The following is a 24,165-nucleotide window of genomic DNA, read 5'->3' as shown; positions in this document are numbered from 1 at the left end:
TAGTTTTGAATGTATAATCATTCACTTGTCTGGTGACAATGGCAAGGAGGTCACACCTGTTCCCATGCCGAACACAGAAGTTAAGCTCCTTAGCGCCGATGGTAGTTGGACTGACGTTCCGCTAGAGTAGGACGTTGCCAGGCAAATCATTGTATGGATGCGATGAGCCGATATTGAGACCGTGAGGTCTCTTTTTTTATGTCGAAATTTATAGAAAGTGTTTGGAGCTAATGAATCGAGAAGAAATCAAGCAACAGAAATTTTAGCGTTTCTTTTATTTTTTTGAATTATCTATTAAAATAGGAGATATTTAAAGGTATATAAGGTATATGAGGAGAGGACTTAATTGAAATTACCTATCACTCAAAAACTTGATGATTTAATTCGTCATCATGCTATCTCATTACATGTTCCAGGACATAAAAATATGACTATCGGTTATTTAGATGCATTATCTTTGAAAATGGATATGACTGAAATTACGGGTCTAGATGATTTACATCATCCAGAAGATACTATTTTAGAAAGTATGAATCGTGTGAATAAGCATCCCAATTATGATGCTTATTATTTAGTTAATGGTACAACTGCAGGCATTTTATCAGTTATACAAGCATTTGCTCATATAAAAGGTCGTTATTTAATTAGCCGTAATGTACATAAATCAGTTTTTAATGCTTTAGATTTAACTCAACAATCTGCAGATATTTTGCCTATGTATAGAAGTGATAAAAGTTACCAGTATTTAGCACCTTTGATAGATACTAAAATGTTACGACATCAAAAACTCGCTGTAGTTACTTATCCAAATTATTATGGAGAATGCTTTGATATCAATCAGTGTGTTAAACAATTTCACGATTACAATATACCTGTTTTAATTGATGAGGCTCATGGTGCCCATTTTAATTTGAAACACTTTCCTAAATCAGCTTTAGAATCGGAAGCTGACTATGTTGTTCAATCGTATCACAAAACTTTGCCTACACTTACTATGGGATCAGTATTATTTATTCATAAAAATGCACCTTTGAAAGATGAAGTTATTAAATATTTAGGTATTTTTCAAACTTCTAGTCCATCTTATTTAGTAATGTCGAGCATTGAATTAGCGCATCAATTTTATAACTCCTATGACAGTAGTCTCTTTTTCGAAAAAAGAAAACAATTTATTGAAACGTTAAGACAACAGCATTTTGAAGTTATTGAAGTCGAGGATCCATTAAAGCTTATTGTTCGAGCAAATGGGCATACGGGCGTTGAAGTACAACGTTATTTTGAAAAGAATCATATTTATATTGAATTAGCTGATGATTATCAAATACTCATTGTCTTACCATTATGGCATTTTAATGATAGATATCCTTTCGAAACATTACTGCATAGAATAAAAACTATACAATTACCTAAAAAAGCAAAAGAAAAGCTAGAGCCGGTTTTATTGCCGCTAGAGAAAAGTGTTTATGTATCAAAATATATTAATCATGCATATTGGATAAATATTAATAAAGCACAAGATAAAGTATTAGCTCAACATATTGTGCCTTATCCTCCTGGAATTCCTGTGTTTTGGAAAGGAGAAAAAGTGACTAAAAATATGATAAAATTGATGCAATATTATCTTTCACATAGTGTACGTGTTGAAGGTATTAAAAACGATAAAATATTAGTTAAGGATGAATAATATGGCTGCATTTATAACGTTTGAAGGGCCTGAAGGTTCTGGGAAAACTACAGTGTTAAATCAGATTAATAAGTTGTTATCTGAAAATTATAATGTTATTTCTACTCGAGAACCAGGTGGAGTATCTACAGGGGAAGAAATACGTAATATCTTACTAGATGGTGAAAATATTGATATACGTACAGAAGCATTGTTATTTGCAGCATCTAGAAGAGAACATTTGGTTGAAAAAGTGATACCCGCTTTAAAAAATAATAAAGTAGTCTTATGTGATCGATATATTGACAGTTCTTTAGCATATCAAGGGTATGCACGGGGTATAGGTATAGAAGAAGTTAAAAAAATAAATGAATTTGCAATTAATGGACTTTATCCAGACTTAACAATTTATCTTGATATTGATGCTGAAGTGGGGAGAGAACGAATACTAAAAAATCAAAGAAGTCAGAATCGATTAGACAAAGAAACACTAACTTTTCATCAAAAAGTAATTGAGGGGTATAAAACATTAATTAAAACTAATCCTGAGCGTTTTAAAGTAGTTGATGCTACACAAAGCATCGAAAGCGTCATAAGTGATACGTATGAGATCATTTTAAGTTACTTAAAAAACTTATGATATAATAATATAGAGAGGTGTATTAAAATGAAAATGATTATAGCGATCGTTCAAGATCAAGATAGTCAAGAACTTTCAGACCAACTCGTAAAAAATAATTTTAGAGCTACTAAACTAGCAACAACTGGTGGATTCTTAAGAGCAGGAAATACAACATTCTTATGTGGTGTAGATGATGAACGTGTTGATGAAGCGTTAACCGTCATTGATAATACGTGTGGTAATAGAGATCAACTTGTTTCACCAATGACGCCAATGGGTGGTAGTGCAGACTCTTACATACCTTATCCTGTTGAAGTTGAAGTTGGAGGCGCTACAGTATTTGTAATGCCAGTAGAAAAATTCCACAGATTCTAAACTTAATTTAAAAGTAAATAAAGTTTTAAAAGATAATTTTCAAAGAGCCTGAAACATATTTTTATGTTATCGGCTCTTTATCATATACATTATAATTAATTGCTGAATGATAAATGCGACTGAAAAATTTAATGATATAATTTTAAAATGAACGATGAATAGGGAGTATGCAAATATGGAGGAATTACAAAAATTAGCTAATGCTTTTCATTCGAATAAATTATCACATGCCTATTTATTTGAAGGTGATGATGCACAATCAATGAAACATGTAGCGATGGAATTTGCACAACTTATTCTTTGTAATGGAAATGAACAATGTGAATTAAAATTGCGTAATTTTAATCATCCTGATTTTACATATATATCCTCTGAAGAATCTACTATAAAAAAAGAACAAATTGAACAACTTGTACGCCAAATGAACCAATTACCTATTGAAGGTACATATAAAGTTTATATCATAGAGGACTTTGAAAAGTTAACTGTTCAAGGTGAAAATAGTATCTTAAAATTTTTAGAGGAACCTCCAGAAAATACTATTGCAATTTTAATTTCTACTAAACCAGAACAAATATTAAATACGATTCACTCTAGATGTCAACATATGTATTTTAAACCAAGTGACACATCGCATTTTATCGATAAACTTGTCGATAATGGTATTAATCGGGCTATTGCTGAAATGTTAAGTTCATATACGACACAAATTGAGGTAGCCAAAGACCTTAATGAAGAGTATGATTTAATTGAATTAAGAAAAGTAATCGTTCATTGGTGTGAATTATTATTAACAAATAAACCAATGGCCTTGATTAGTGTGATTGATGTGTTAAAAAATGCTAAAAATCGAAAACTACAACTTCTTACTTTGTCTGTTATCAATGCTTTTTTTGAAGATATGATGCATGCTAAAGTCGGGATTGAGGATAATTTCATTTTTACTGATCTTAAACCACTCATTAAGGAATACACAACACGATTAACACTTAATCAAATGATATTAATGTATGATCAAATTATAGAAGCACATAAAAAATTGATACAGAATGTGAATCCGATGCTCGTATTTGAACAAATCGTAATTAAAGGTGTGAGTTAAATGCCAAATGTAGTAGGTGTGCAATTTCAAAAAGCAGGTAAATTGGAATATTATGCACCGAATGATTTAAAATTAGATAGTGAAGATTGGGTTGTAGTTGAATCTAAGCGAGGCATTGAAATAGGTATAGTAAAGTTGACTTCAAAATGTGTAAATGATGAAGATGTGACATTACCGTTAAAAGATATTCTACGTATTGCAACTGAAGAAGATATACAACAATACAAACAAAATGAAAAAGATGCAGAGCAAGCACTAATTTTATGTAAACAGTTAGTGAAAGATCAAGACTTAGATATGCGCTTAGTGAATTGTGAGTATACTTTAGATAAATCGAAAGTCATTTTTAATTTTACTGCTGATGATCGTATCGATTTTAGAAAGTTAGTGAAAGTATTAGCTCAAAATTTAAGAACACGTATTGAACTTAGACAAATTGGCGTTCGTGATGAAGCAAAACTACTAGGTGGAATTGGACCATGTGGACGTTCATTATGTTGTTCAACATTTTTAGGAGATTTTCAACCGGTATCTATCAAAATGGCAAAAGATCAAAATTTATCATTAAATCCAACTAAGATTTCTGGTGCATGTGGACGTTTAATGTGTTGTCTTAAATATGAAAATGATTATTATGAAGAAGCTCGTGCACAATTACCTGATGTAGGCGATGAAATTCATACACCGGAAGGTACTGGAAAAGTTGTAGGATTAAATATATTAGATATTTCGATGCAAGTGAAGATTGATGGTTTAGAGCAACCTTTAGAATACAAAATGGAGGAATTATCTACATTTAATTAAGGAGAGTGTCTTTCTTTTGAATCGCAATGATTTATTCGAAAAAATCGTAAAATTAGAAAGTAACGTTAATGTATTAACTCAAGAGATGACTGAACTTAAATCTTTAGCTATTCAATTGATAGAAGAAAATGTAACGTTACAAGTAGAGAACGATAATTTAAAAGCGCTAATGGCTAAAAGTGAACAAGATGTTGAATCAACAAAAGCCAATAGTGAAAGTCCACATAATAAAAAATCAAATGAAAATGACTTTAAAAGTGCAATTAAAAATGTAAAAAAACCTTTACCAAGTAAAGACAATTTGGCTGTTTTGTATAGTGAAGGTTTTCATATTTGTAATGGTGAATTATTTGGTAAACATCGTTATGGTGAAGATTGTTTATTATGCATGAATGTTTTAAATAGTTAAATCCATAACGGAGAATGATAAGCGGATGGTATAATCTTAATTTTTAGGAGAGATGAATTTCAACACAATAAAATTTCAGATTTTGTGTTGTGATACATCTCTTTTTTAGGAGATAACATATATGTTGAAGGAACAAGAAAGATTAGATGATTTAATTAAGGAGAACTTAAAGATCATTCAAAATGATGAGGTGTTTTCTTTTTCTACTGATGCACTTTTATTAGCACATTTTACTAAAGTACGAAAAAATGATAGCATTCTAGACTTGTGTGCCGGAAATGGTGTTATTGCTTTATTATTAGCTGCAAAAAGTCATCAAAAAATAGAAAGTATTGAAATCCAAGAACAGTTGGCAGACATGGCTCAACGAAGCTTTAAATATAATCAATTAGAAGAGCGTTTATCTATGCATAATATGGATTTAAAAGATGTGTATCAAACATTTAAACCCTCTCAGTTTACATTAATAACCTGTAACCCACCTTACTTTAAACAGAATCAACTTCATCAACACCAAAAAGAAGCACATAAAATAGCACGACATGAAATTATGTGTAGTTTAGAAGATTGCATGTTTGCAGCACGACATTTATTAAAACAGGGTGGACGTCTAGTTATGGTTCATCGTGCTGAACGACTTATGGATGTATTAACTGAAATGAGACAAGCTAATATTGAACCTAAACGTATTGTATTTATTTATAGTAAGCATGGTAAATCAGCAGTCACTATTATTGTTGAAGGAAGAAAAAATGGTAATCAAGGTCTAGAGATTGCACCACCATTTTATATTTATAATGAAAATGGCGAATATAGTGAGCAAATGAAAGAGGTTTATTATGGGTAATCACTTTGTATATATCGTACGTTGCAGTGATAACAGTTTATACACCGGGTATACGAATAATATTGAGGTACGTATCAATAAACACAATGTTGGGAAAGGTGCTAAATATACAAAAACAAGACGTCCGGTAGTGTTAGTATATCAAGAAATGTACGAGACAAAATCAGAAGCTTTACGCAGAGAATATGAAATTAAGACATTTACAAGACAAAGAAAATTAAAATTGATTGAGGAGGGATAATATGGCAACTTTATACTTAGTAGGGACACCTATAGGTAATTTAGGTGACATTACATTTCGAGCAATTGAAACATTAAAGCAAGTAGATATCATTGCATGTGAAGATACGAGAGTAACTAAAAAGTTATGTAACCACTATGATATTACCACTCTATTAAAATCATATCATGAACATAATAAAGAACAGCAGACAGATTATTTAATTCAATTACTTAAAGAAGAAAATAATATTGCGCTTGTATCAGATGCAGGGTTGCCGTTAATTAGCGATCCAGGATATGAACTTGTTGTTGAAGCACATAAACATAACATTGCTGTAGAAACCATTCCAGGACCTAATGCAGGATTAACTGCACTAATGGCAAGTGGTTTACCTTCATTTACATATACTTTTTTAGGCTTCTTGCCACGAAAAGAAAAGGAAAAAGTGAATATTTTATCTCAACGAATGTATCAAGATAGTACTTTAATTATCTATGAGTCTCCATTTAGAGTGATTGATACCCTAAAAGCGATTATTAAAGTAGATTCAAAAAGACGTGTAGCAGTAGGTCGTGAACTTACTAAAAAATTTGAACAAATTGTTATGCTTGAAGTATCACAATTATTAGAAGCGATTGAAAATCAAGAGATTCCACAAAAGGGAGAATTTGTGATTTTAATTGAGGGTGCCAAAGCTCAAGAAACAAAACAATGGTTTGAAGATGTAACGATTATAGATCATGTTAATCATTATATTGAGACTCAAAATTTAAAACCTAAGAAAGCAATAAAAGTAGTAGCAGAAGAACGACAGATGAAAACAAGTGAGATTTATGATATTTATCATAATATTAAATCGTAAAATTGATAAAATCTTGTATCATAGTGATAGAAAAATACCATAAAATATTAATTTATGGTAATGTTAATAAGATACGATAATGTATATTCTATATGGGTTATAATGAATAAGATAGCTGTTTTATGACAAACGTTATATTAAACATTCATTAGAAAATAATTAAAAATTTAGATAAAATTTAAAGTGAACTAGTCATTAAGACATGAACGAAAGGGAGGACTACTGATGGCGAAAGAAACATTTTATATTACAACCCCTATTTATTATCCTAGTGGTAATCTGCATATTGGTCACGCATATTCTACAGTTGCTGGTGATGTAATTGCACGATATAAACGCATGCAAGGATATGATGTTCGTTACCTTACAGGTACAGACGAACATGGTCAGAAAATCCAAGAAAAAGCGCAAAAAGCAGGAAAAACAGAATTAGAGTATTTAGATGAAATGATTGCTGGAATCAAACGCTTATGGGCTAAATTGGAAATCTCAAATGATGATTTTATTAGAACTACAGAAGAACGTCATAAACAAGTGGTAGAAAAAGTATTTGAACGTTTATTAAAACAAGGTGATATTTATCTTGGTGAATATGAGGGATGGTATTCTGTTCCTGATGAAACGTATTATACTGAATCTCAACTTGTAGACCCTGTTTACGAAAATGGTAAAATCGCAGGCGGTAAAAGTCCAGATTCTGGACATGAAGTTGAATTAGTTAAAGAAGAAAGTTATTTCTTTAATATTAATAAATATACAGATCGTTTATTAGAATTTTACGATGCGAATCCTGATTTTATTCAACCTCCATCTAGAAAAAATGAAATGATTAATAACTTTATTAAACCAGGATTAGAAGACTTAGCAGTTTCACGTACGTCATTTGATTGGGGGGTAAGAGTTCCATCTAACCCTAAACATGTAGTTTATGTATGGATTGATGCTTTAGTAAACTATATTTCTTCTCTTGGATATTTATCAGATGATGATTCATTATTCCAAAAATATTGGCCAGCAGATGTACACTTAATGGCAAAAGAAATTGTTCGTTTCCATTCTATTATTTGGCCTATCTTACTTATGGCTCTTGATTTACCTTTACCGAAAAAAGTATTCGCGCACGGATGGATTTTAATGAAAGATGGAAAAATGAGTAAATCTAAAGGTAATGTAGTAGATCCTAATGTTCTCATTGATCGTTATGGCTTAGATGCTACACGCTATTACTTAATGCGTGAATTACCATTCGGATCTGACGGAGTATTTACTCCGGAGGCATTTGTTGAACGTACTAATTTCGACTTAGCAAATGATTTAGGTAACTTAGTTAACCGTACGATTTCTATGATTAATAAATATTTCCAAGGAGAGCTCCCTGCATACCAAGGACCAAAACATGAATTGGATGAAGATATGGAAGCATTAGCACTTGAAACTGTGAAGAATTTCCATGACAATATGGAAAGTTTCCAATTCTCAGTAGCATTATCTACAGTTTGGAAGTTAATAAGTCGAACAAATAAATACATCGATGAAACCACTCCATGGGTTTTAGCTAAAGATGAAAGTCAAAAAGATATGTTAGGAAATGTAATGGCACACTTAGTTGAAAATATTCGTTTTGCAACTGTATTATTGCGTCCATTCTTAACACATGCGCCTAAAGAAATTTTTAAACAATTGAATATTAATAATTCAGATTTATACGAATTATCAAGTTTAGAGCATTATGGTGCATTACAAGAACCAATTATGGTTACTGAAAAACCTTCTCCAATCTTCCCAAGATTAGATTCAGAGGATGAAATTGCATTTATTAAAGAATCAATGCAACCACCTAAATCTAGTGAAGATGATAAAGAAGAAGTACCAAGTAAATCGCAAATTGATATTAAAGATTTTGATAAAGTTGAAATTAAAGCTGCAACTGTTATTGATGCAGAAAATGTACCGAAATCAGATAAATTATTAAAAATACAAGTTGATTTAGGAGCAGAACAACGTCAGATTGTTTCAGGTATTGCGAAATTCTATCGTTCAGAAGATATTATTGGCAAAAAAGTAGCTGTTGTAACTAACCTAAAGCCAGCAAAATTAATGGGGCACAAATCTGAAGGTATGATATTATCAGCTGAAAAAGATAAAGTATTAACGTTAGTAAGCTTACCGAGTGCAATTCCAAATGGTGCAATTATAAAATAAATATAGCCGTTAGGAGAGATAAAATGTTAATAGATACACATGTTCATTTAAATGACGAACAATATGATGAAGATTTAAGTGAAGTGATATCTCGTGCAAGAGAAGCGGGCGTTGACCGTATGTTTGTCGTAGGATTTGATACTAAGACAATTGAACGTACTATGGAACTTATTGATGAATATGATTTTATTTATGGTATTATCGGTTGGCATCCTGTAGATGCAATAGATTTTACTGAAGAGCGTTTAGAATGGATTGAATCATTAGCTCAGCATCCTAAAATTATCGGTATTGGAGAAATGGGATTAGATTATCATTGGGATAAATCTCCAGCTGATGTTCAAAAAGAAGTGTTTAGAAAGCAAATTGCTTTAGCTAAACGTGTTAAGTTACCTATTGTCATTCATAATCGTGAAGCAACTCAAGATTGTGTAGATATTTTAATGGAAGAACATGCAGAAGAAGTTGGAGGTATTATGCATAGTTTTAGTGCATCACCTGAAATTGCAGATGTCGTTATTAATAAACTTAATTTCTATGTTTCATTAGGCGGACCAGTCACATTCAAAAATGCAAAACAGCCTAAAGAGGTCGCTAAACATGTTCCAATGGATCGTTTATTAGTTGAAACAGATGCACCTTATTTATCTCCACATCCTTATAGAGGAAAACGTAATGAACCTGAACGTGTCACGCTTGTTGCACAACAAATTGCAGATTTACGTGATATGACATACGAAGAGGTATGCCGTCAAACTACAGAAAATGCAGAAAGATTATTTAATTTAAATTAATAATCCTCAGTATGAGAAAGATGTAAAACATCATCTATCGTAATGCTATCTAATAGTGAATGACGATAATATGTGCATCTTTCTCATTTTTTTTATAGTATAACCGTTATAATAGAAATGAGATTAAGTGAAAGGTAATGGTAAATGAATATGAGAATAAATGAATTTATCGTTGTCGAAGGCAGAGATGACACAGAACGAGTTAAGACAGCTGTGGAATGTGATACGATTGAAACAAATGGAAGTGCCATTAATAGAGAAACGTTGGCAGTGATTCAGAATGCTCAAGAAACAAGAGGCGTGATTGTATTAACTGATCCTGACTTTCCAGGTGATAGAATTAGAAATATTATTACTGAACACGTACCGGGAGTTAAACATGCCTATGTCGATCGTGAAAAAGCGAAAAATAAGCGTGGAAAAATTGGGATAGAACATACACATCCTGACGATATAAAGACAGCCTTAATGCATGTGAGTTCTCCTTTTGAAGAAGGAGAAGAGTCGATAGATAAAAGTGTATTAATTGATTTAGGTTTAATTATTGGTAAAGATGCGAGACGTAAGAGAGAAATACTTGGACGTAAATTGCATATTGGACATTCTAATGGCAAACAATTACTAAAAAAATTAAATGCTTTTGGTTATACTGAAGAAGACGTACGACGTGCATTATCAATGGATAAGGAGAATAAGTAAAGATGGATAGAAAAGATATAGCTACACCTTCTAGAACAAAAGAACTATTAAATCAATTTGACTTTAATTTTAAGAAAAGCTTAGGTCAAAATTTCTTAGTAGATGTTAATATTATTCATAAAATTATTGATGCAAGTCATATTGATAAGTCGACAGGCATAATTGAAGTGGGTCCTGGTATGGGATCATTAACAGAGCAACTCGCTAAAAGTGCTAAAAAAGTGTTGTCATTTGAAATCGATCAACGTTTAATTCCAGTTTTAAAAGAAACACTTCATCCCTATGACAATGTAACAATTATAAATGAAGATATATTAAAAGCTGATATAGCTACCGCTGTGAACATGTATTTAAATGACTGCGATAAAATTATGGTAGTAGCGAATTTACCCTACTATATTACGACTCCGATTTTACTTAATTTAATGCAACAAGATATCCCCATTGATGGTTATGTAGTGATGATGCAAAAAGAAGTTGGAGAGCGTTTAAATGCAGAAGTAGGTACAAAAGCATATGGTTCTTTATCTATTGTGACTCAATACTATACAGAAACGAGTAAAGTACTCACTGTCCCTAAATCAGTGTTTATGCCGCCACCAAATGTTGACTCGATTGTTGTAAAATTGATGCAAAGAGAGAAGCCTCTTGTTTCAGTAGATGATGAACAAGCTTTCTTTAAACTTGCAAAAGCTGCTTTTGCTCAAAGACGTAAAACGATTAATAATAACTATCAGAATTTCTTTAAAGATGGTAAAAAATATAAATCACAAATTCATCAATGGTTAGAAAATGCAAATATTGATCCTAAACGTCGTGGAGAAACCCTTTCTATACAAGATTTTGCACGATTATATGAAGAAAAGAAAAATTTCCCAGAATTAGAAAATTAAATTATTGACAAAGTGTCATTACCTTGATAAAATTTAAATTTTATTTGACATATTACTTCGAAATGTGATATTATGTAATCTGTAGCGAGGTGGAGCAATATGCCAAAATCAATTTTGGACATCAAAAATTCTATTGATTGTCATTTAGGAAATCGTATTGTACTTAAAGCCAACGGTGGTCGAAAAAAAACAATCGAACGTTGTGGAGTGTTAAAAGAGACATATCCTTCAGTATTTATTGTTGAATTAGATCAAGATAAGCATAATTTTGAAAGAGTGTCGTATACATATACGGATGTTCTTACAGAGAACGTACAAGTTTCATTTGAAGAAGATAATCATCAAGAAGTAGTTGCACACTAAATTCGAACATATAAATATAGAGTTGTTTAGTGTACTACAAACTCTATCATTAAAAACATATTGGGTGTTGGGCTGTTTAAGTTCAACACTCTTTTTAGTTCTTAATCCCTTTTAATAAAATAATAATTTAAATAAATCAAGATTTGCAGTTGAAATTAAGATCATTTATCTCCTGATTTATTAACTTTTAATTATAATTTATAATGTAACTATCAAATATTTTAAGTCTTTATGTTAAAATCATTTTAATACTATTGATGAAGAGAGGGCGGAAAAATGATATATGAAACGGCACCAGCCAAAATTAATTTGACGCTCGATACACTTTTCAAAAGAAATGATGGTTACCATGAAATTGCTATGATAATGACAACAGTAGATCTGAATGATAGATTGTCTTTTCAGAAAAGAAATGATAATAAAATTGTTGTAGATATAGAACATAACTATGTTACTAATGATCATAAAAATCTCGCCTACCAAGCAGCTAAACTGATGATGGAAACATATCAACTTAAACAAGGCGTCACGATTTCGATTGATAAAGATATTCCGGTTTCTGCTGGATTAGCTGGGGGATCAGCTGATGCTGCTGCTACGATGCGAGGAATTAATCGTTTATATGAATTAGACGCATCTTTAGAAACACTAAGCCAATTAGGCCTTCAAATTGGGACAGATGTTCCATTTTGCATCTATAATAAAACTGCTATATGTGAAGGAAGAGGCGAAAAAATTAAATTTCTAGACAAGCCTCCTTCTGCATGGGTGGTATTAGCAAAACCTAATCTTGGAATATCTTCTCCAGATATTTTTAAAGAACTTAATTTGAAAGATGATTATGATGTACATACAGAAATGTGTGAAGAAGCGATTAGACAGGGGGATTATATGAAATTGTGTAAGAGTTTATCTAATCGTTTAGAAACCGTTTCTATGTCCATGTATCCAGAAATTAAAAAAATTAAAAATAATATGTTGCGTTGTGGTGCTGATGGAGCACTAATGAGTGGGAGTGGACCTACTGTATATGCATTCGCTCAAAAGGAGAGCCAAGCAAAGAAAGTATATAATGCTGTAAATGGCTGTTGTAACGAAGTGTATTTAGTAAGATTATTAGGATAGAAAGGCTGGAACTTATGAGGTATAAAAGAAGTGAACGTATTGTCTTTATGACACAATATTTAATGAACCATCCAAATCAGTTAATTCCATTAACTTTTTTCGTGAAAAAATTTAAACAAGCAAAGTCATCGATTAGTGAAGACGTTCAAATCATCAAAAATACGTTCCAAAAAGAAAAATTAGGAACTGTAATTACAACAGCTGGCGCAAGCGGCGGTGTAACTTATAAACCAATGATGAGCAAAGAAGAAGCAATCGAAATTATAGAAGAGATCATTACGATGCTACAAGAAAAAGAGCGCTTATTACCAGGTGGATATTTATTTTTATCGGATTTAGTTGGGAACCCATCATTACTTAATAAAGTAGGGAAACTCATTGCTAGTATTTACATGGATGAGAAACTAGATGCAGTAGTGACGATCGCAACGAAAGGGATATCACTTGCCAATGCAGTAGCAAACGTATTAAATTTACCTGTAGTAGTTATTAGAAAAGACAATAAAGTTACTGAAGGTTCTACGGTTTCCATTAACTATGTTTCAGGCTCATCAAGAAAAATTGAAACGATGGTCTTATCGAAACGCACATTAGCCGAAAACTCAAATGTGTTAGTTGTAGATGACTTTATGAGAGCAGGCGGTTCAATAAATGGTGTAATGAATCTTATGAATGAGTTTAAAGCAGAGGTGAAAGGGGTATCTGTACTAGTAGAATCAAAAGAAGTAAAACAAAGATTGATTGAGGATTATACTTCTTTAGTCAAATTATCAGATGTTGACGAATATAATCAAGAATTTAAAGTTGAACCTGGTAATATCTTGTCTAAATTTTCTTAAAAGGAGTTATACACCATGAAAACAATTAATACTAATAAAGCACCTGAAGCGTTAGGACCATATTCTCATGCAATGGTCGTGAATAATTTAGTATTCACATCAGGACAAATTCCATTAGATACTGAAGGAAACATCGTAAGTAGCGATGTCAAAGAACAAACAAAACAAGTATTAGAAAATTTATCTGTTGTACTTGAAGAAGCAGGTTCTGATTTAAACTCTGTTGTAAAAGCAACCATTTTTATTTCTGATATGAATGAATTTCAACAAATTAATGAAGTTTATGGTAGCTACTTTAATGAGCATCAACCTGCGCGAAGTTGCGTAGAAGTGTCTCGCTTACCAAAAGACGTTAAAGTTGAAATTGAATTAGTAGGTAAAGTTAAAGGAATATAATTTACTTAATTAACACATTGTCATGCTTCTAACCACACAAAGATATATATACTAGGGGGGCTCACTGCATGAAAGTGACAGATGTAAGACTTAGAAAAATACAAACAGATGGCAGAATGAAAGCACTCGTTTCTATCACATTAGACGAAGCTTTTGTAATTCATGATTTACGCGTAATCGAAGGCAACTCAGGTCTTTTCGTTGCTATGCCAAGCAAACGTACACCAGATGGTGAATTCCGCGATATCGCACATCCAATCAATTCAGAAATGAGACAAGAAATACAGGATGCTGTGATGAAAGTATATGATGAAACTGACGAAGTGATTCCAGATAAAAATGCTTCATCAGACGTAACAGAAGAATCAGACGAAGCTTAAAATAACAAAAAGCAAATCATATTTTTGATAATGCTTATTTTATTAATTATGTAAGCTAAATGACGTGGGCACGAAACTCTAAATTCAAACTTGAATTTTGTTTCGTGTCCATTTTTATTGTTTTATCGATATTTTTTAAAAATTAGATGCATGATGCAAATAATTAAACTCTGTTTACAAAATTTGTTAAATCTTGAAACTATAAGTTAAGTTAAATTATAATTACTTGTGAAATGCAAATTTTATTGGAGGATTATTATTCATGCAAAGAAATGCAATCATATTAGCAGCTGGAAAAGGAACACGAATGAAATCAAAGAAATATAAAGTGTTACATGAGGTTGCTGGTAAACCAATGGTTGAACATGTACTGACAAATGTTAAAAAAGCGGGCGTAAATCAAATCGTCACTATTGTAGGTCACGGAGCAGAACAAGTAAAAGATACATTAGGTAATCAGTCATTATATAGTTATCAAAATGAACAATTAGGAACTGCACATGCTGTTAAAATGGCAGAAGAACATTTACATACTCAAGAAGGTACAACATTAGTGGTATGTGGAGATACACCACTTATTACTTCAGAAACTTTACAACGTTTAATTGCACACCATGAAGAAACACAAGCACAAGTCACTGTTTTATCGGCTACAGCTCAGACGCCTTTCGGGTATGGGCGAATCGTACGTGATCAAAATCATCACCTTAATCGTATTGTAGAAGAAAAAGATGCAACAAATGCTCAAAAAGACATCAATGAAATCAGCTCAGGTATATTTGCATTTGATAATAAAACGTTATTCGAAAAACTTAAACAAGTTAAAAATGATAATGCACAGGGTGAATATTATTTACCCGACGTCGTTACTTTAATTTTAGAAGATAATGGCAAAGCAGAAGTGTATCATACTGATGACTTTGATGAAATTATGGGTGTAAATGATCGAATCATGTTAAGTCATGCTGAAAAAGCGTTGCAACACCGTATTAATCATCATCATATGAGAAATGGTGTTACAATCATTGATCCCAATACTACATTTATAGGTTCAGATGTAGAGATAGGTATGGATACTGTTATTGAACCAGGCGTACGTATCAATGGAAAAACATTCATCGGTGAAGATACACACGTTGGCCAATATTCAGAAATTAACAACAGTCGTATTGGCAACAAAGTTAATATTATACAATCAGTCATCAATGATTCTAGTGTAGGAAATAAGACAAAAGTTGGTCCGTTTGCTCAATTAAGACCTGGTTCAAATCTAGGTACTGAAGTTAAAGTAGGTAACTTTGTAGAAGTTAAGAAAGCAGAATTAAAAGATGGTGCAAAAGTATCACACTTAAGTTATATTGGCGATGCGGAAGTTGGTGAACGGACAAATATTGGTTGTGGTTCAATCACTGTTAATTATGATGGAGTCAATAAATTTAAAACAGTCATTGGAAAAGATGCTTTCATTGGTTGTAACACGAATTTGATTGCTCCTGTAACAGTAGGAGATGGCGCTTTAATTGCAGCAGGATCGACAATTACAGATGACATACCTAAAGAAAGCTTAGCATTAGCACGTGCACGTCAAGTAACCAAAGAAGGTTACAATAAAAAATAAAGATTAATATAAGAACAAAAAGACTGTGTCATTTTTCTGTTAAAGGGAATAAATGAATATATAAATATAAAATTTTGAATGTATTACTATTATGCTAAGTTGAATGATACGTAATAAACATATTATTGGTCAGTTTTTAGTGGAATATAGTAAAAATGCTATAATTTTTATATAATAGTATTGTCTAAGTAAAAAATTGGAGGACTATAAATGTTAAATAATGAGTACAAAAATTCGTCTTTAAAGATTTTTTCTTTAAAGGGAAATGAACCATTAGCACAAGAGGTTGCTGATCGTGTAGGAATCGAATTAGGGAAATGTTCTGTTAAACGCTTCAGTGACGGTGAAATTCAAATTAATATTGAAGAAAGTATTCGTGGTTGTGATGTATTTATCATTCAACCGACATCTTATCCAGTTAACTTACATTTAATGGAATTATTAATTATGATTGACGCATGTAAACGTGCCTCTGCAGCAAATATTAATATTGTTGTTCCTTATTATGGTTATGCGCGCCAAGATAGAAAAGCACGTAGTCGTGAACCAATTACTGCAAAATTAGTAGCAAATTTAATTGAAACTGCTGGTGCAAATCGTATGATTGCTTTAGACTTACATGCACCACAAATTCAAGGTTTCTTCGATATTCCAATCGATCACTTAATGGGCGTACCGATTATTGGACAATATTTTGAAAATGATCCTAACATCAACCCAGAAGAATGTGTTGTTGTATCTCCTGATCATGGCGGGGTAACACGCGCACGTAAATTAGCAGACATTTTAAAAACTCCGATTGCTATTATTGATAAACGTCGTCCTAAACCAAATGTGGCAGAAGTGATGAACATCGTTGGTGAAATTGAAGGACGTACAGCTATTATTATCGATGACATTATTGATACGGCAGGAACAATTACTTTAGCTGCTCAAGCATTAAAAGATAAAGGTGCGAAAGATGTATATGCTTGTTGTACACATCCTGTACTTTCAGGTCCTGCAAAAGAACGTATTGAAAATTCAGCGATTAAAGAACTTATTGTTACAAATTCAATCTTACTTGATGATAGTCAAAAACCATCAAACATCAAAGAATTATCTGTAGCTGGTTTAATAGCACAAGCTATTGTTCGTGTATATGAACGTGAGTCAGTAAGTGTATTATTTGACTAAAATTTACAAATGAATTTGACTTATTATTTTTAACCATGTATAATTTATTCGTTCGTGATTTAACGAATAAATAAACACTTGCAAGCAATGTTTAAATTGATGGGCAAGTGAGGAGAAGTTAAGACAATATATTATTATTGTTTCAACTTGAAAATGAAAGGTGGAAATACGAATGGCTTCATTAAAGTCAATCATTCGTCAAGGTAAACAAACTCGTTCTGACCTTAAAAAATTACGTAATACAGGTAAAGTACCTGCTGTTGTTTATGGTTATGGTACTAAAAACACTTCAGTTAAAGTAGATGAAGTTGAATTCATCAAAGTCATCCGTGAAGTTGGACGTAACGGTGTTATTGATTTAGGCGTTGGTTCTAAAACAATTAAAGTTATGGTATCAGATTATCAATTTGATCCACTTAAAAACCAAATTACTCATATCGACTTCTTAGCTATTAACATGACTGAAGAACGTACTGTTGATGTACCAGTTCAATTAGTTGGTGAAGCAGTTGGCGCTAAAGAAGGCGGCGTAGTTGAACAACCATTATTTGATTTACAAATTACAGCAACTCCAGAAAATATCCCAGAATCAATTGAAGTAGATATCACTGATTTACAAATAAATGATAGCTATTCAGTTGCGGATATTAAAGTGTCTGGTGATTTCACAATTGAAAACGATCCAGAAGAATCTGTTGTTACAGTAGTTCCTCCAACTGATGAACCTTCTGAAGAAGAAATTGAAGCAATGGAAGGTGAATCAGCAACTGAAGAACCTGAAGTAGCTGGTGAAGACAAAGAAGACGAAGAAAGTAAAGACGAAGAATAATTCGTTGATGACTATGTATCACTTTAAGTGAGAATGTCTTTAATTAAATTGATAGAAAGAGCCTGATACATTTTCATATGTAGAAGGCTTTTTCTTATGTATATCGGACATTTAAAAAATGAATGTTAAAATAAAAGTTGAAGTTTGATAACTTATAAAAGAGTGGGTTACGAAATCATTGAATTTCTTTCCTACTCTCTTTTTGTATTATATTGAGTAATATTATAAAATAAGGAGTAATCGACACATATTAAATTAAATGTTCAAATCAATCAAAAAGATGAACACAATGGAGGTTGCAACGTATGAAATGTATTGTGGGTCTTGGTAATATAGGTAAACGTTTTGAACTAACAAGACACAATATTGGCTTTGAAGTGATTGACTATATTTTAGATAAAAATCAATTTACATTAGATAAACAAAAATTCAAAGGCGCTTATACTATTGAACGTTTAAATGGGGATAAAGTGCTATTTATCGAGCCAATGACTATGATGAATTTATCAGGAGAAGCTGTAGGACCTTTAATGGATTACTATAATGTAGAAGTTGAAGATTTAATCGTTTTATACGATGATATGGATTTATCTCAAGGGCATATTCGTCTACGTCAAAAAGGAAGTGCAGGTGGACATAATGGAATGAAATCGATTATTAAACATTTAGGTACAGATCAATTTAAGCGTATTCGTATTGGAGTAGGGAGACCAACGAATGGTATGTCAGTTCCAGATTATGTATTACAAAAATTTTCTAATGAAGAAATGATGACAATGGAAAAAGTAATTGAACATGTTGCACAAGCAGTGGAAGCATTTATTGAGACGTCTCGTTTCGATCATGTTATGAATGAATATAATGGAGAAGTCAATTGAGAACGATTATTTCTGATTATATTCAAAATGACAAACGATTCCAGGAACTTGACGAAGTCTTTGGCAACCAAAATATTTTAGTTACAGGTTTATCTCCCTCAGCCAAAGCAACCATTATTGCTGAAAAATACTTGAATGATGATAAGCAAATGCTATTAATCACAAATAATTTATATCAAGCAGATAAATTAGAAACTGATATATTGCAATACATTGATCATTCTGAAGTTTATAAATATCCAGTCCAAGATATTATGACAGAAGAATTTTCAACTCAAAGCCCACAACTTATGAGTGAACGTGTTAGAACTTTAACGGCATTATCTCATGATAAGAAAGGGTTATTTATCGTTCCTTTAAATGGTTTGAAAAAATGGTTAACTCCAGTAGAATTGTGGAAACATCATCAAATGACTTTAGAAGTTGGCGATGATATCGATGTGGATGAATTTTTAAATAAACTAGTAAACATGGGATATCGACGTGAGAGTGTCGTTTCTCACATTGGTGAGTTTTCTCTACGAGGCGGCATCATTGATATTTACCCCCTTATCGGTCAACCAGTTAGAATTGAATTGTTTGACACTGAAGTCGACTCGATTCGAGACTTTGATGTAGAAACACAACGTTCAAATGATAATGTTGAAAAGGTAGATATCACTACAGCGAGTGATTATATTATTACAGAAGATGTGATTAATCATCTTCAAACAGAATTACAAAAAGCATATGAACAAACACGTCCTAAAATTGATAAATCTGTACGAAATGATTTGAAAGAAACATATGAAAGTTTTAAATTATTTGAATCCACTTTCTTTGATCATCAATTACTTCGCCGTCTAGTTGCTTTTATGTATGACACACCTTCTACACTAATCGATTATTTCCAAAAAGATGCCATTGTAGTAGTTGATGAATATAATCGTATTAAAGAAACTGAAAAGACATTGACTACTGAAGTAGATGATTTTATCCAGAATTTAATTGAAAGTGGTAACGGGTTTATTGGACAGTCATTTATGGAATATGATGGGTTTGAAACGTTAATCAATCATTATCCAGTTACATATTTCACATTATTCACATCCTCTATGCCAGTGAAGTTGCAACATATTATTAAATTTTCATGTAAGCCAGTGCAACAATTTTATGGACAATATGACATTATGCGTTCAGAATTTCAACGTTATGTAAGCAATAATTACACTATTGTAGTACTTGTAGAAACTGAAACGAAAGTTGAGCGTATTCAATCGATGCTTAATGAAATGCATATTCCTACTGTTACAAATATTCACTCAGAGATTGAAAGTGGACAAGCAATTGTAACAGAAGGTAGCCTATCAGAAGGTTTCGAACTACCTTATATGCAACTTGTTGTAATTACGGAACGAGAATTATTTAAAACAAAACAGAAAAAACAACGAAAACGGACTAAAACAATTTCTAATGCTGAAAAAATTAAATCTTATCAAGATTTAAATGTTGGAGATTATGTTGTCCATGTGCACCATGGTGTAGGACGTTATTTAGGTGTTGAAACACTAGAAGTTGGAGACGTCCATAGAGATTATATTAAATTACAATATAAAGGAACTGATCAACTTTTTGTACCTGTTGATCAAATGGATCAAGTACAAAAATATGTTGCTTCAGAAGATAAATCGCCTAAATTAAATAAACTAGGCGGCTCAGAATGGAAAAAAACGAAAGCCAAAGTACAACAAAGTGTTGAAGATATCGCAGATGAACTTATTGCACTATACAAAGAACGAGAAATGTCAGTAGGTTATCAATATGGTGAAGATACGGCTGAGCAACATGATTTCGAAATGGATTTCCCATATGAACTTACACCAGATCAAGCTAAATCTATTGAGGAAATTAAAGAAGATATGGAAAAAGAACGTCCAATGGATCGCTTGTTATGTGGAGATGTGGGTTACGGAAAAACTGAAGTTGCTGTACGCGCGGCCTTTAAAGCTGTCATGGAAGGCAAGCAAGTTGCCTTTTTAGTGCCTACAACGATTCTAGCGCAACAACACTACGAAACATTAATTGAACGGATGCAAGATTTTCCAGTAGAAATTCAGTTGATTAGTCGATTCCGTACTGCTAAAGAAGTTAGAGAGACTAAAGAAGGTCTGAAATCTGGATACGTTGATATCGTTGTTGGAACACATAAACTATTGAGTAAAGACATTCAATATAAAGATTTGGGATTACTTATTGTCGATGAAGAACAACGTTTTGGCGTACGTCATAAAGAACGTATTAAAACATTGAAAACAAATGTAGATGTATTGACACTTACAGCTACGCCAATTCCAAGAACATTGCATATGAGCATGCTTGGCGTACGTGACTTATCTGTCATCGAAACGCCCCCAGAAAACCGCTTCCCTGTACAAACCTATGTATTAGAGCAAAATAGTAATTTTATTAAAGAGGCTTTAGAACGTGAACTTTCTCGCGATGGACAAGTGTTCTACCTTTACAATAAAGTACAGTCTATTTATGAAAAGCGTGAACAGTTACAAATGTTGATGCCAGAAGCAAATATTGCTGTTGCTCATGGACAGATGACAGAGCGAGATTTGGAAGAAACCATGTTGAGTTTTATTAATGGAGAGTACGACATTTTAGTTACAACAACCATTATAGAAACAGGTGTCGATGTTCCTAATGCGAACACATTAATCATAGAAGAAGCGGATCGTTTTGGTTTAAGTCAACTTTATCAATTACGTGGTAGAGTAGGACGTTCAAGTCGTATTGGATATGCTTACTTCTTACATTCTGCTAATAAAGTATTAACAGAAACAGCTGAAGAACGTTTACAAGCGATTAAAGAATTCACTGAATTAGGTTCAGGATTTAAAATTGCCATGCGTGATTTAAATATACGTGGAGCTGGTAATTTATTAGGTAAGCAACAACATGGATTCATTGATTCAGTAGGTTTTGATTTGTATTCTCAAATGTTAGAAGAAGCGGTAAACGAAAAACGTGGTATTACAGAAGAAGCGCCTGATGCACCAGATGTTGAAATGGAATTACACTTAGACGCTTATTTACCAGCAGAGTATATTCAAAATGAACAAGCTAAAATAGAAATTTATAAGAAATTGCGTAAAGTTGAAAATGAAGAACAGCTTTTTGATGTGAAAGATGAATTACTTGATCGCTTCAATGATTATCCTGTAGAAGTAGAACGTTTATTAGAAATGGTAGAGATTAAAATACACGCTTTACATGCAGGCGTGACATTGATTAAAGATAAAGGAAAACAAATTGAAGTATTCCTTTCAACTAAAGGTACAGAACAGATAAATGGTGAAGAATTATTTAAACAAACCCAACCTTTAGGACGAACAATGAAGTTGGGTGTTAAAGAAGGTAAAATGCATATTACTCTAACAAAATCCAAACAGTGGTTAGACAACTTAAAATTCTTAGTAAAATGTCTTGAAGGAAGTATGGAACTTGAGTACGAATTATAAATCGTCATCTGAAGTTTCCTCTTCTTCTAAGAATTCACGACAACATTCAGCATTTAATGGCGTAGTGATTTTAACGCTTGCTTTAGTCATTGTTAAAGTATTAAGTGCAATTTATCGAGTTCCATATCAAAATATTTTAGGTGACTCTGGATTATATGCTTATCAACAAATTTATCCTATTGTAGCGCTAGGTATGATACTATCAATGAATGCAATTCCTAGTGCTGTCACTCAAGTATTTGGAAGTCACAGTGGAACTGAAGTATTTTCAAAAACACTTCTAAGATTTCAAATGATAGGTCTTATTATTTTTAGTGTGATTTTAGTATTATCTCATCCATTAGCACTATTAATGGGAGATGCTCATTTAGCACCAATGTTAAAAATGGCAAGTCTTAGCTATTTGTTTATAGGAATTCTGGGTGTGATTAGAGGCTTTTATCAAAGTAGACAACAAATGAATATCCCAGCTATTTCACAAGTAATAGAACAATGTATTCGTGTATGTGTTATTATCATAGCTATTTTAATGTTTATGTTTAAAGAGTGGACCATTTATCAAGCTGGAGCACTTGCAATATTAGCTTCAGCTCTTGGCTTTTTAGGTTCTAGTCTATATTTATTAGCAACAAGACCTTTTCGATTACAATTAAACCAGCATTCATATCCTATTCCTTGGAAACAGCTAATACTTGCGACCCTCGTATTTGCATTAAGTCAATTATTAGTTATTTTATGGCAATTTATAGATAGTTTTACAGTCGTTCATATGCTACAAACATATGGTTTAGGATTTAGAGAAGCTATTATGCAAAAAGGAATCTATGATAGAGGCGCTTCATTTATTCAAATAGGTTTAATAGTGACTACTACATTTAGCTTTGTCCTAATTCCATTACTTACAGATGCCATTTCTGATCATAATCAAGTTCTTATGAATCGTTATACAAATGCATCTTTAAAAATTACACTACTCATTAGTGTAGCAGCAGGTATAGGTCTTATTAATATACTACCGATGATGAACCATGTATTTTTCAAAACAGACCAATTAAGCTTCACGCTTAGTATTTATACGCTTACTGTAATTGGTGTATCGCTTATCATGATGGACATCGCACTTTTACAAGTGATGAATCAAATTCGATCTATTTTTATTGGTGTGATGTCAGGACTACTATTTAAGATTATCTTTAATGTGATTTTCATTTACTTTATGGGAATTTTAGGCGCAAGTATAAGCACAGTGCTTTCGCTAATAATATTTGTTACTATTTTACATTATGAGGTCGTTAAATATTATCGTTTTAATCGCATGCGCGCGTTTATTGTTAAATTGATGAGTGCGCTCATTATAATGTCAGTAGTCATACAGGGGTTGCGAATGCTATTACCTCCTGTAGGCCGTTTAGGCAGTCTAATTGAGTTGTTAATTATAGTAGGAATAGGGGGTCTCATATTCCTATTACTTGTTATGTATATGAATATTTTAGGATATAAAGAATTAAAACACTTACCATTCGGCGATAAACTGTATCGCATAAAGAAAGGAAGATAGAT

At 32.2% G+C, this 24,165-nt stretch carries 24 protein-coding genes and 1 rRNA gene; all 25 read left to right on the top strand.

Annotated elements, in window-relative coordinates; genetic code table 11:
- Positions 1-28: 28 nt before the first annotated feature.
- Positions 29-143 (top strand): 5S ribosomal RNA (rrf, locus tag NST64_RS10955).
- Between the two features lie 203 nt (positions 144-346).
- The gene (locus tag NST64_RS10950) at positions 347-1,684 is read left to right on the top strand and encodes an aminotransferase class V-fold PLP-dependent enzyme (RefSeq protein WP_002455853.1); all 1,338 of its coding nucleotides are present in this window, start codon (positions 347-349) and stop codon (positions 1,682-1,684) included.
- 1 nt (position 1,685) lies between these two features.
- Entirely contained in the window at positions 1,686-2,303 is a 618-nt protein-coding gene (gene tmk / locus NST64_RS10945; protein ID WP_002488165.1) for a dTMP kinase, read from the top strand.
- A gap of 27 nt (positions 2,304-2,330) precedes the next feature.
- Positions 2,331-2,660 (top strand): cyclic-di-AMP receptor, encoded by a 330-nt coding sequence (locus tag NST64_RS10940; protein WP_002455851.1) that lies wholly within the window; start codon positions 2,331-2,333, stop codon positions 2,658-2,660.
- A gap of 175 nt (positions 2,661-2,835) precedes the next feature.
- Positions 2,836-3,762 carry a DNA polymerase III subunit delta' C-terminal domain-containing protein gene (locus tag NST64_RS10935; RefSeq protein WP_002449942.1) on the top strand — a complete coding sequence of 309 codons (927 nt, stop codon included), beginning with the start codon at positions 2,836-2,838 and terminating at the stop codon, positions 3,760-3,762.
- Entirely contained in the window at positions 3,763-4,566 is an 804-nt protein-coding gene (locus tag NST64_RS10930) for a PSP1 domain-containing protein (protein WP_002449968.1), read from the top strand.
- Between the two features lie 16 nt (positions 4,567-4,582).
- The gene (gene yabA / locus NST64_RS10925) at positions 4,583-4,975 is read left to right on the top strand and encodes a DNA replication initiation control protein YabA (RefSeq protein WP_002455850.1); all 393 of its coding nucleotides are present in this window, start codon (positions 4,583-4,585) and stop codon (positions 4,973-4,975) included.
- A 121-nt stretch (positions 4,976-5,096) separates the two neighbouring features.
- Positions 5,097-5,822, top strand: coding sequence for a tRNA1(Val) (adenine(37)-N6)-methyltransferase (locus NST64_RS10920; protein WP_049418300.1), 726 nt, complete (start codon positions 5,097-5,099; stop codon positions 5,820-5,822).
- Positions 5,815-6,063 carry a GIY-YIG nuclease family protein gene (locus NST64_RS10915; RefSeq protein WP_049418298.1) on the top strand — a complete coding sequence of 83 codons (249 nt, stop codon included), beginning with the start codon at positions 5,815-5,817 and terminating at the stop codon, positions 6,061-6,063. The genes NST64_RS10920 and NST64_RS10915 overlap by 8 nt, the downstream gene beginning before the upstream one ends.
- Position 6,064: 1 nt before the next feature.
- Positions 6,065-6,907, top strand: a complete 843-nt coding sequence (rsmI, locus tag NST64_RS10910) for a 16S rRNA (cytidine(1402)-2'-O)-methyltransferase (RefSeq protein WP_002455848.1) — start codon at positions 6,065-6,067, stop codon at positions 6,905-6,907.
- Positions 6,908-7,132: 225 nt separating this feature from the next.
- On the top strand, positions 7,133-9,109 hold the full coding sequence (metG, locus tag NST64_RS10905) for a methionine--tRNA ligase (protein WP_002449967.1): 1,977 nt from the start codon (positions 7,133-7,135) through the stop codon (positions 9,107-9,109).
- Between the two features lie 23 nt (positions 9,110-9,132).
- Positions 9,133-9,903 (top strand): TatD family hydrolase, encoded by a 771-nt coding sequence (locus tag NST64_RS10900; protein ID WP_002449955.1) that lies wholly within the window; start codon positions 9,133-9,135, stop codon positions 9,901-9,903.
- Between the two features lie 150 nt (positions 9,904-10,053).
- On the top strand, positions 10,054-10,602 hold the full coding sequence (gene rnmV, locus NST64_RS10895) for a ribonuclease M5 (RefSeq protein ID WP_039984282.1): 549 nt from the start codon (positions 10,054-10,056) through the stop codon (positions 10,600-10,602).
- Positions 10,603-10,604: 2 nt separating this feature from the next.
- A complete protein-coding gene (rsmA, locus tag NST64_RS10890; RefSeq protein ID WP_002455845.1) occupies positions 10,605-11,495 on the top strand; it encodes a 16S rRNA (adenine(1518)-N(6)/adenine(1519)-N(6))-dimethyltransferase RsmA in 891 nt (296 codons plus the stop codon).
- A 99-nt stretch (positions 11,496-11,594) separates the two neighbouring features.
- Positions 11,595-11,858 (top strand): biofilm formation stimulator Veg, encoded by a 264-nt coding sequence (gene veg / locus NST64_RS10885; RefSeq protein WP_002449940.1) that lies wholly within the window; start codon positions 11,595-11,597, stop codon positions 11,856-11,858.
- Between the two features lie 276 nt (positions 11,859-12,134).
- On the top strand, positions 12,135-12,983 hold the full coding sequence (ispE, locus tag NST64_RS10880; protein WP_002455844.1) for a 4-(cytidine 5'-diphospho)-2-C-methyl-D-erythritol kinase: 849 nt from the start codon (positions 12,135-12,137) through the stop codon (positions 12,981-12,983).
- Positions 12,984-12,997: 14 nt separating this feature from the next.
- The gene (gene purR, locus NST64_RS10875) at positions 12,998-13,822 is read left to right on the top strand and encodes a pur operon repressor (protein ID WP_002449943.1); all 825 of its coding nucleotides are present in this window, start codon (positions 12,998-13,000) and stop codon (positions 13,820-13,822) included.
- Between the two features lie 15 nt (positions 13,823-13,837).
- Positions 13,838-14,218 carry a RidA family protein gene (locus NST64_RS10870; protein WP_002449962.1) on the top strand — a complete coding sequence of 127 codons (381 nt, stop codon included), beginning with the start codon at positions 13,838-13,840 and terminating at the stop codon, positions 14,216-14,218.
- A 68-nt stretch (positions 14,219-14,286) separates the two neighbouring features.
- Positions 14,287-14,598, top strand: coding sequence for a septation regulator SpoVG (gene spoVG / locus NST64_RS10865; protein ID WP_002449945.1), 312 nt, complete (start codon positions 14,287-14,289; stop codon positions 14,596-14,598).
- 262 nt (positions 14,599-14,860) lie between these two features.
- Entirely contained in the window at positions 14,861-16,216 is a 1,356-nt protein-coding gene (gene glmU, locus NST64_RS10860) for a bifunctional UDP-N-acetylglucosamine diphosphorylase/glucosamine-1-phosphate N-acetyltransferase GlmU (RefSeq protein WP_002455843.1), read from the top strand.
- Positions 16,217-16,426: 210 nt separating this feature from the next.
- Positions 16,427-17,392 (top strand): ribose-phosphate diphosphokinase, encoded by a 966-nt coding sequence (locus NST64_RS10855; protein WP_002449951.1) that lies wholly within the window; start codon positions 16,427-16,429, stop codon positions 17,390-17,392.
- Positions 17,393-17,564: 172 nt separating this feature from the next.
- Positions 17,565-18,221 carry a 50S ribosomal protein L25/general stress protein Ctc gene (locus NST64_RS10850; RefSeq protein WP_049334922.1) on the top strand — a complete coding sequence of 219 codons (657 nt, stop codon included), beginning with the start codon at positions 17,565-17,567 and terminating at the stop codon, positions 18,219-18,221.
- A 305-nt stretch (positions 18,222-18,526) separates the two neighbouring features.
- Complete coding sequence (gene pth / locus NST64_RS10845; protein ID WP_049334921.1) at positions 18,527-19,099, top strand: aminoacyl-tRNA hydrolase; 573 nt, start codon at positions 18,527-18,529, stop codon at positions 19,097-19,099.
- Complete coding sequence (gene mfd / locus NST64_RS10840; RefSeq protein WP_107632323.1) at positions 19,096-22,605, top strand: transcription-repair coupling factor; 3,510 nt, start codon at positions 19,096-19,098, stop codon at positions 22,603-22,605. Before pth ends, mfd begins: the two co-directional genes overlap by 4 nt.
- Complete coding sequence (locus NST64_RS10835) at positions 22,589-24,163, top strand: polysaccharide biosynthesis protein (protein ID WP_107632324.1); 1,575 nt, start codon at positions 22,589-22,591, stop codon at positions 24,161-24,163. Before mfd ends, NST64_RS10835 begins: the two co-directional genes overlap by 17 nt.
- Positions 24,164-24,165 lie beyond the last annotated feature (2 nt).

Source organism: Staphylococcus sp. FSL W8-1268, assembly GCF_038003965.1.
Classification (GTDB): Bacteria; Bacillota; Bacilli; order Staphylococcales; family Staphylococcaceae; genus Staphylococcus; species Staphylococcus hominis.
The sequence above is the reverse complement of the archived record's forward strand: the minus strand, read 5'-3'. Positions and strand labels throughout refer to the sequence as shown.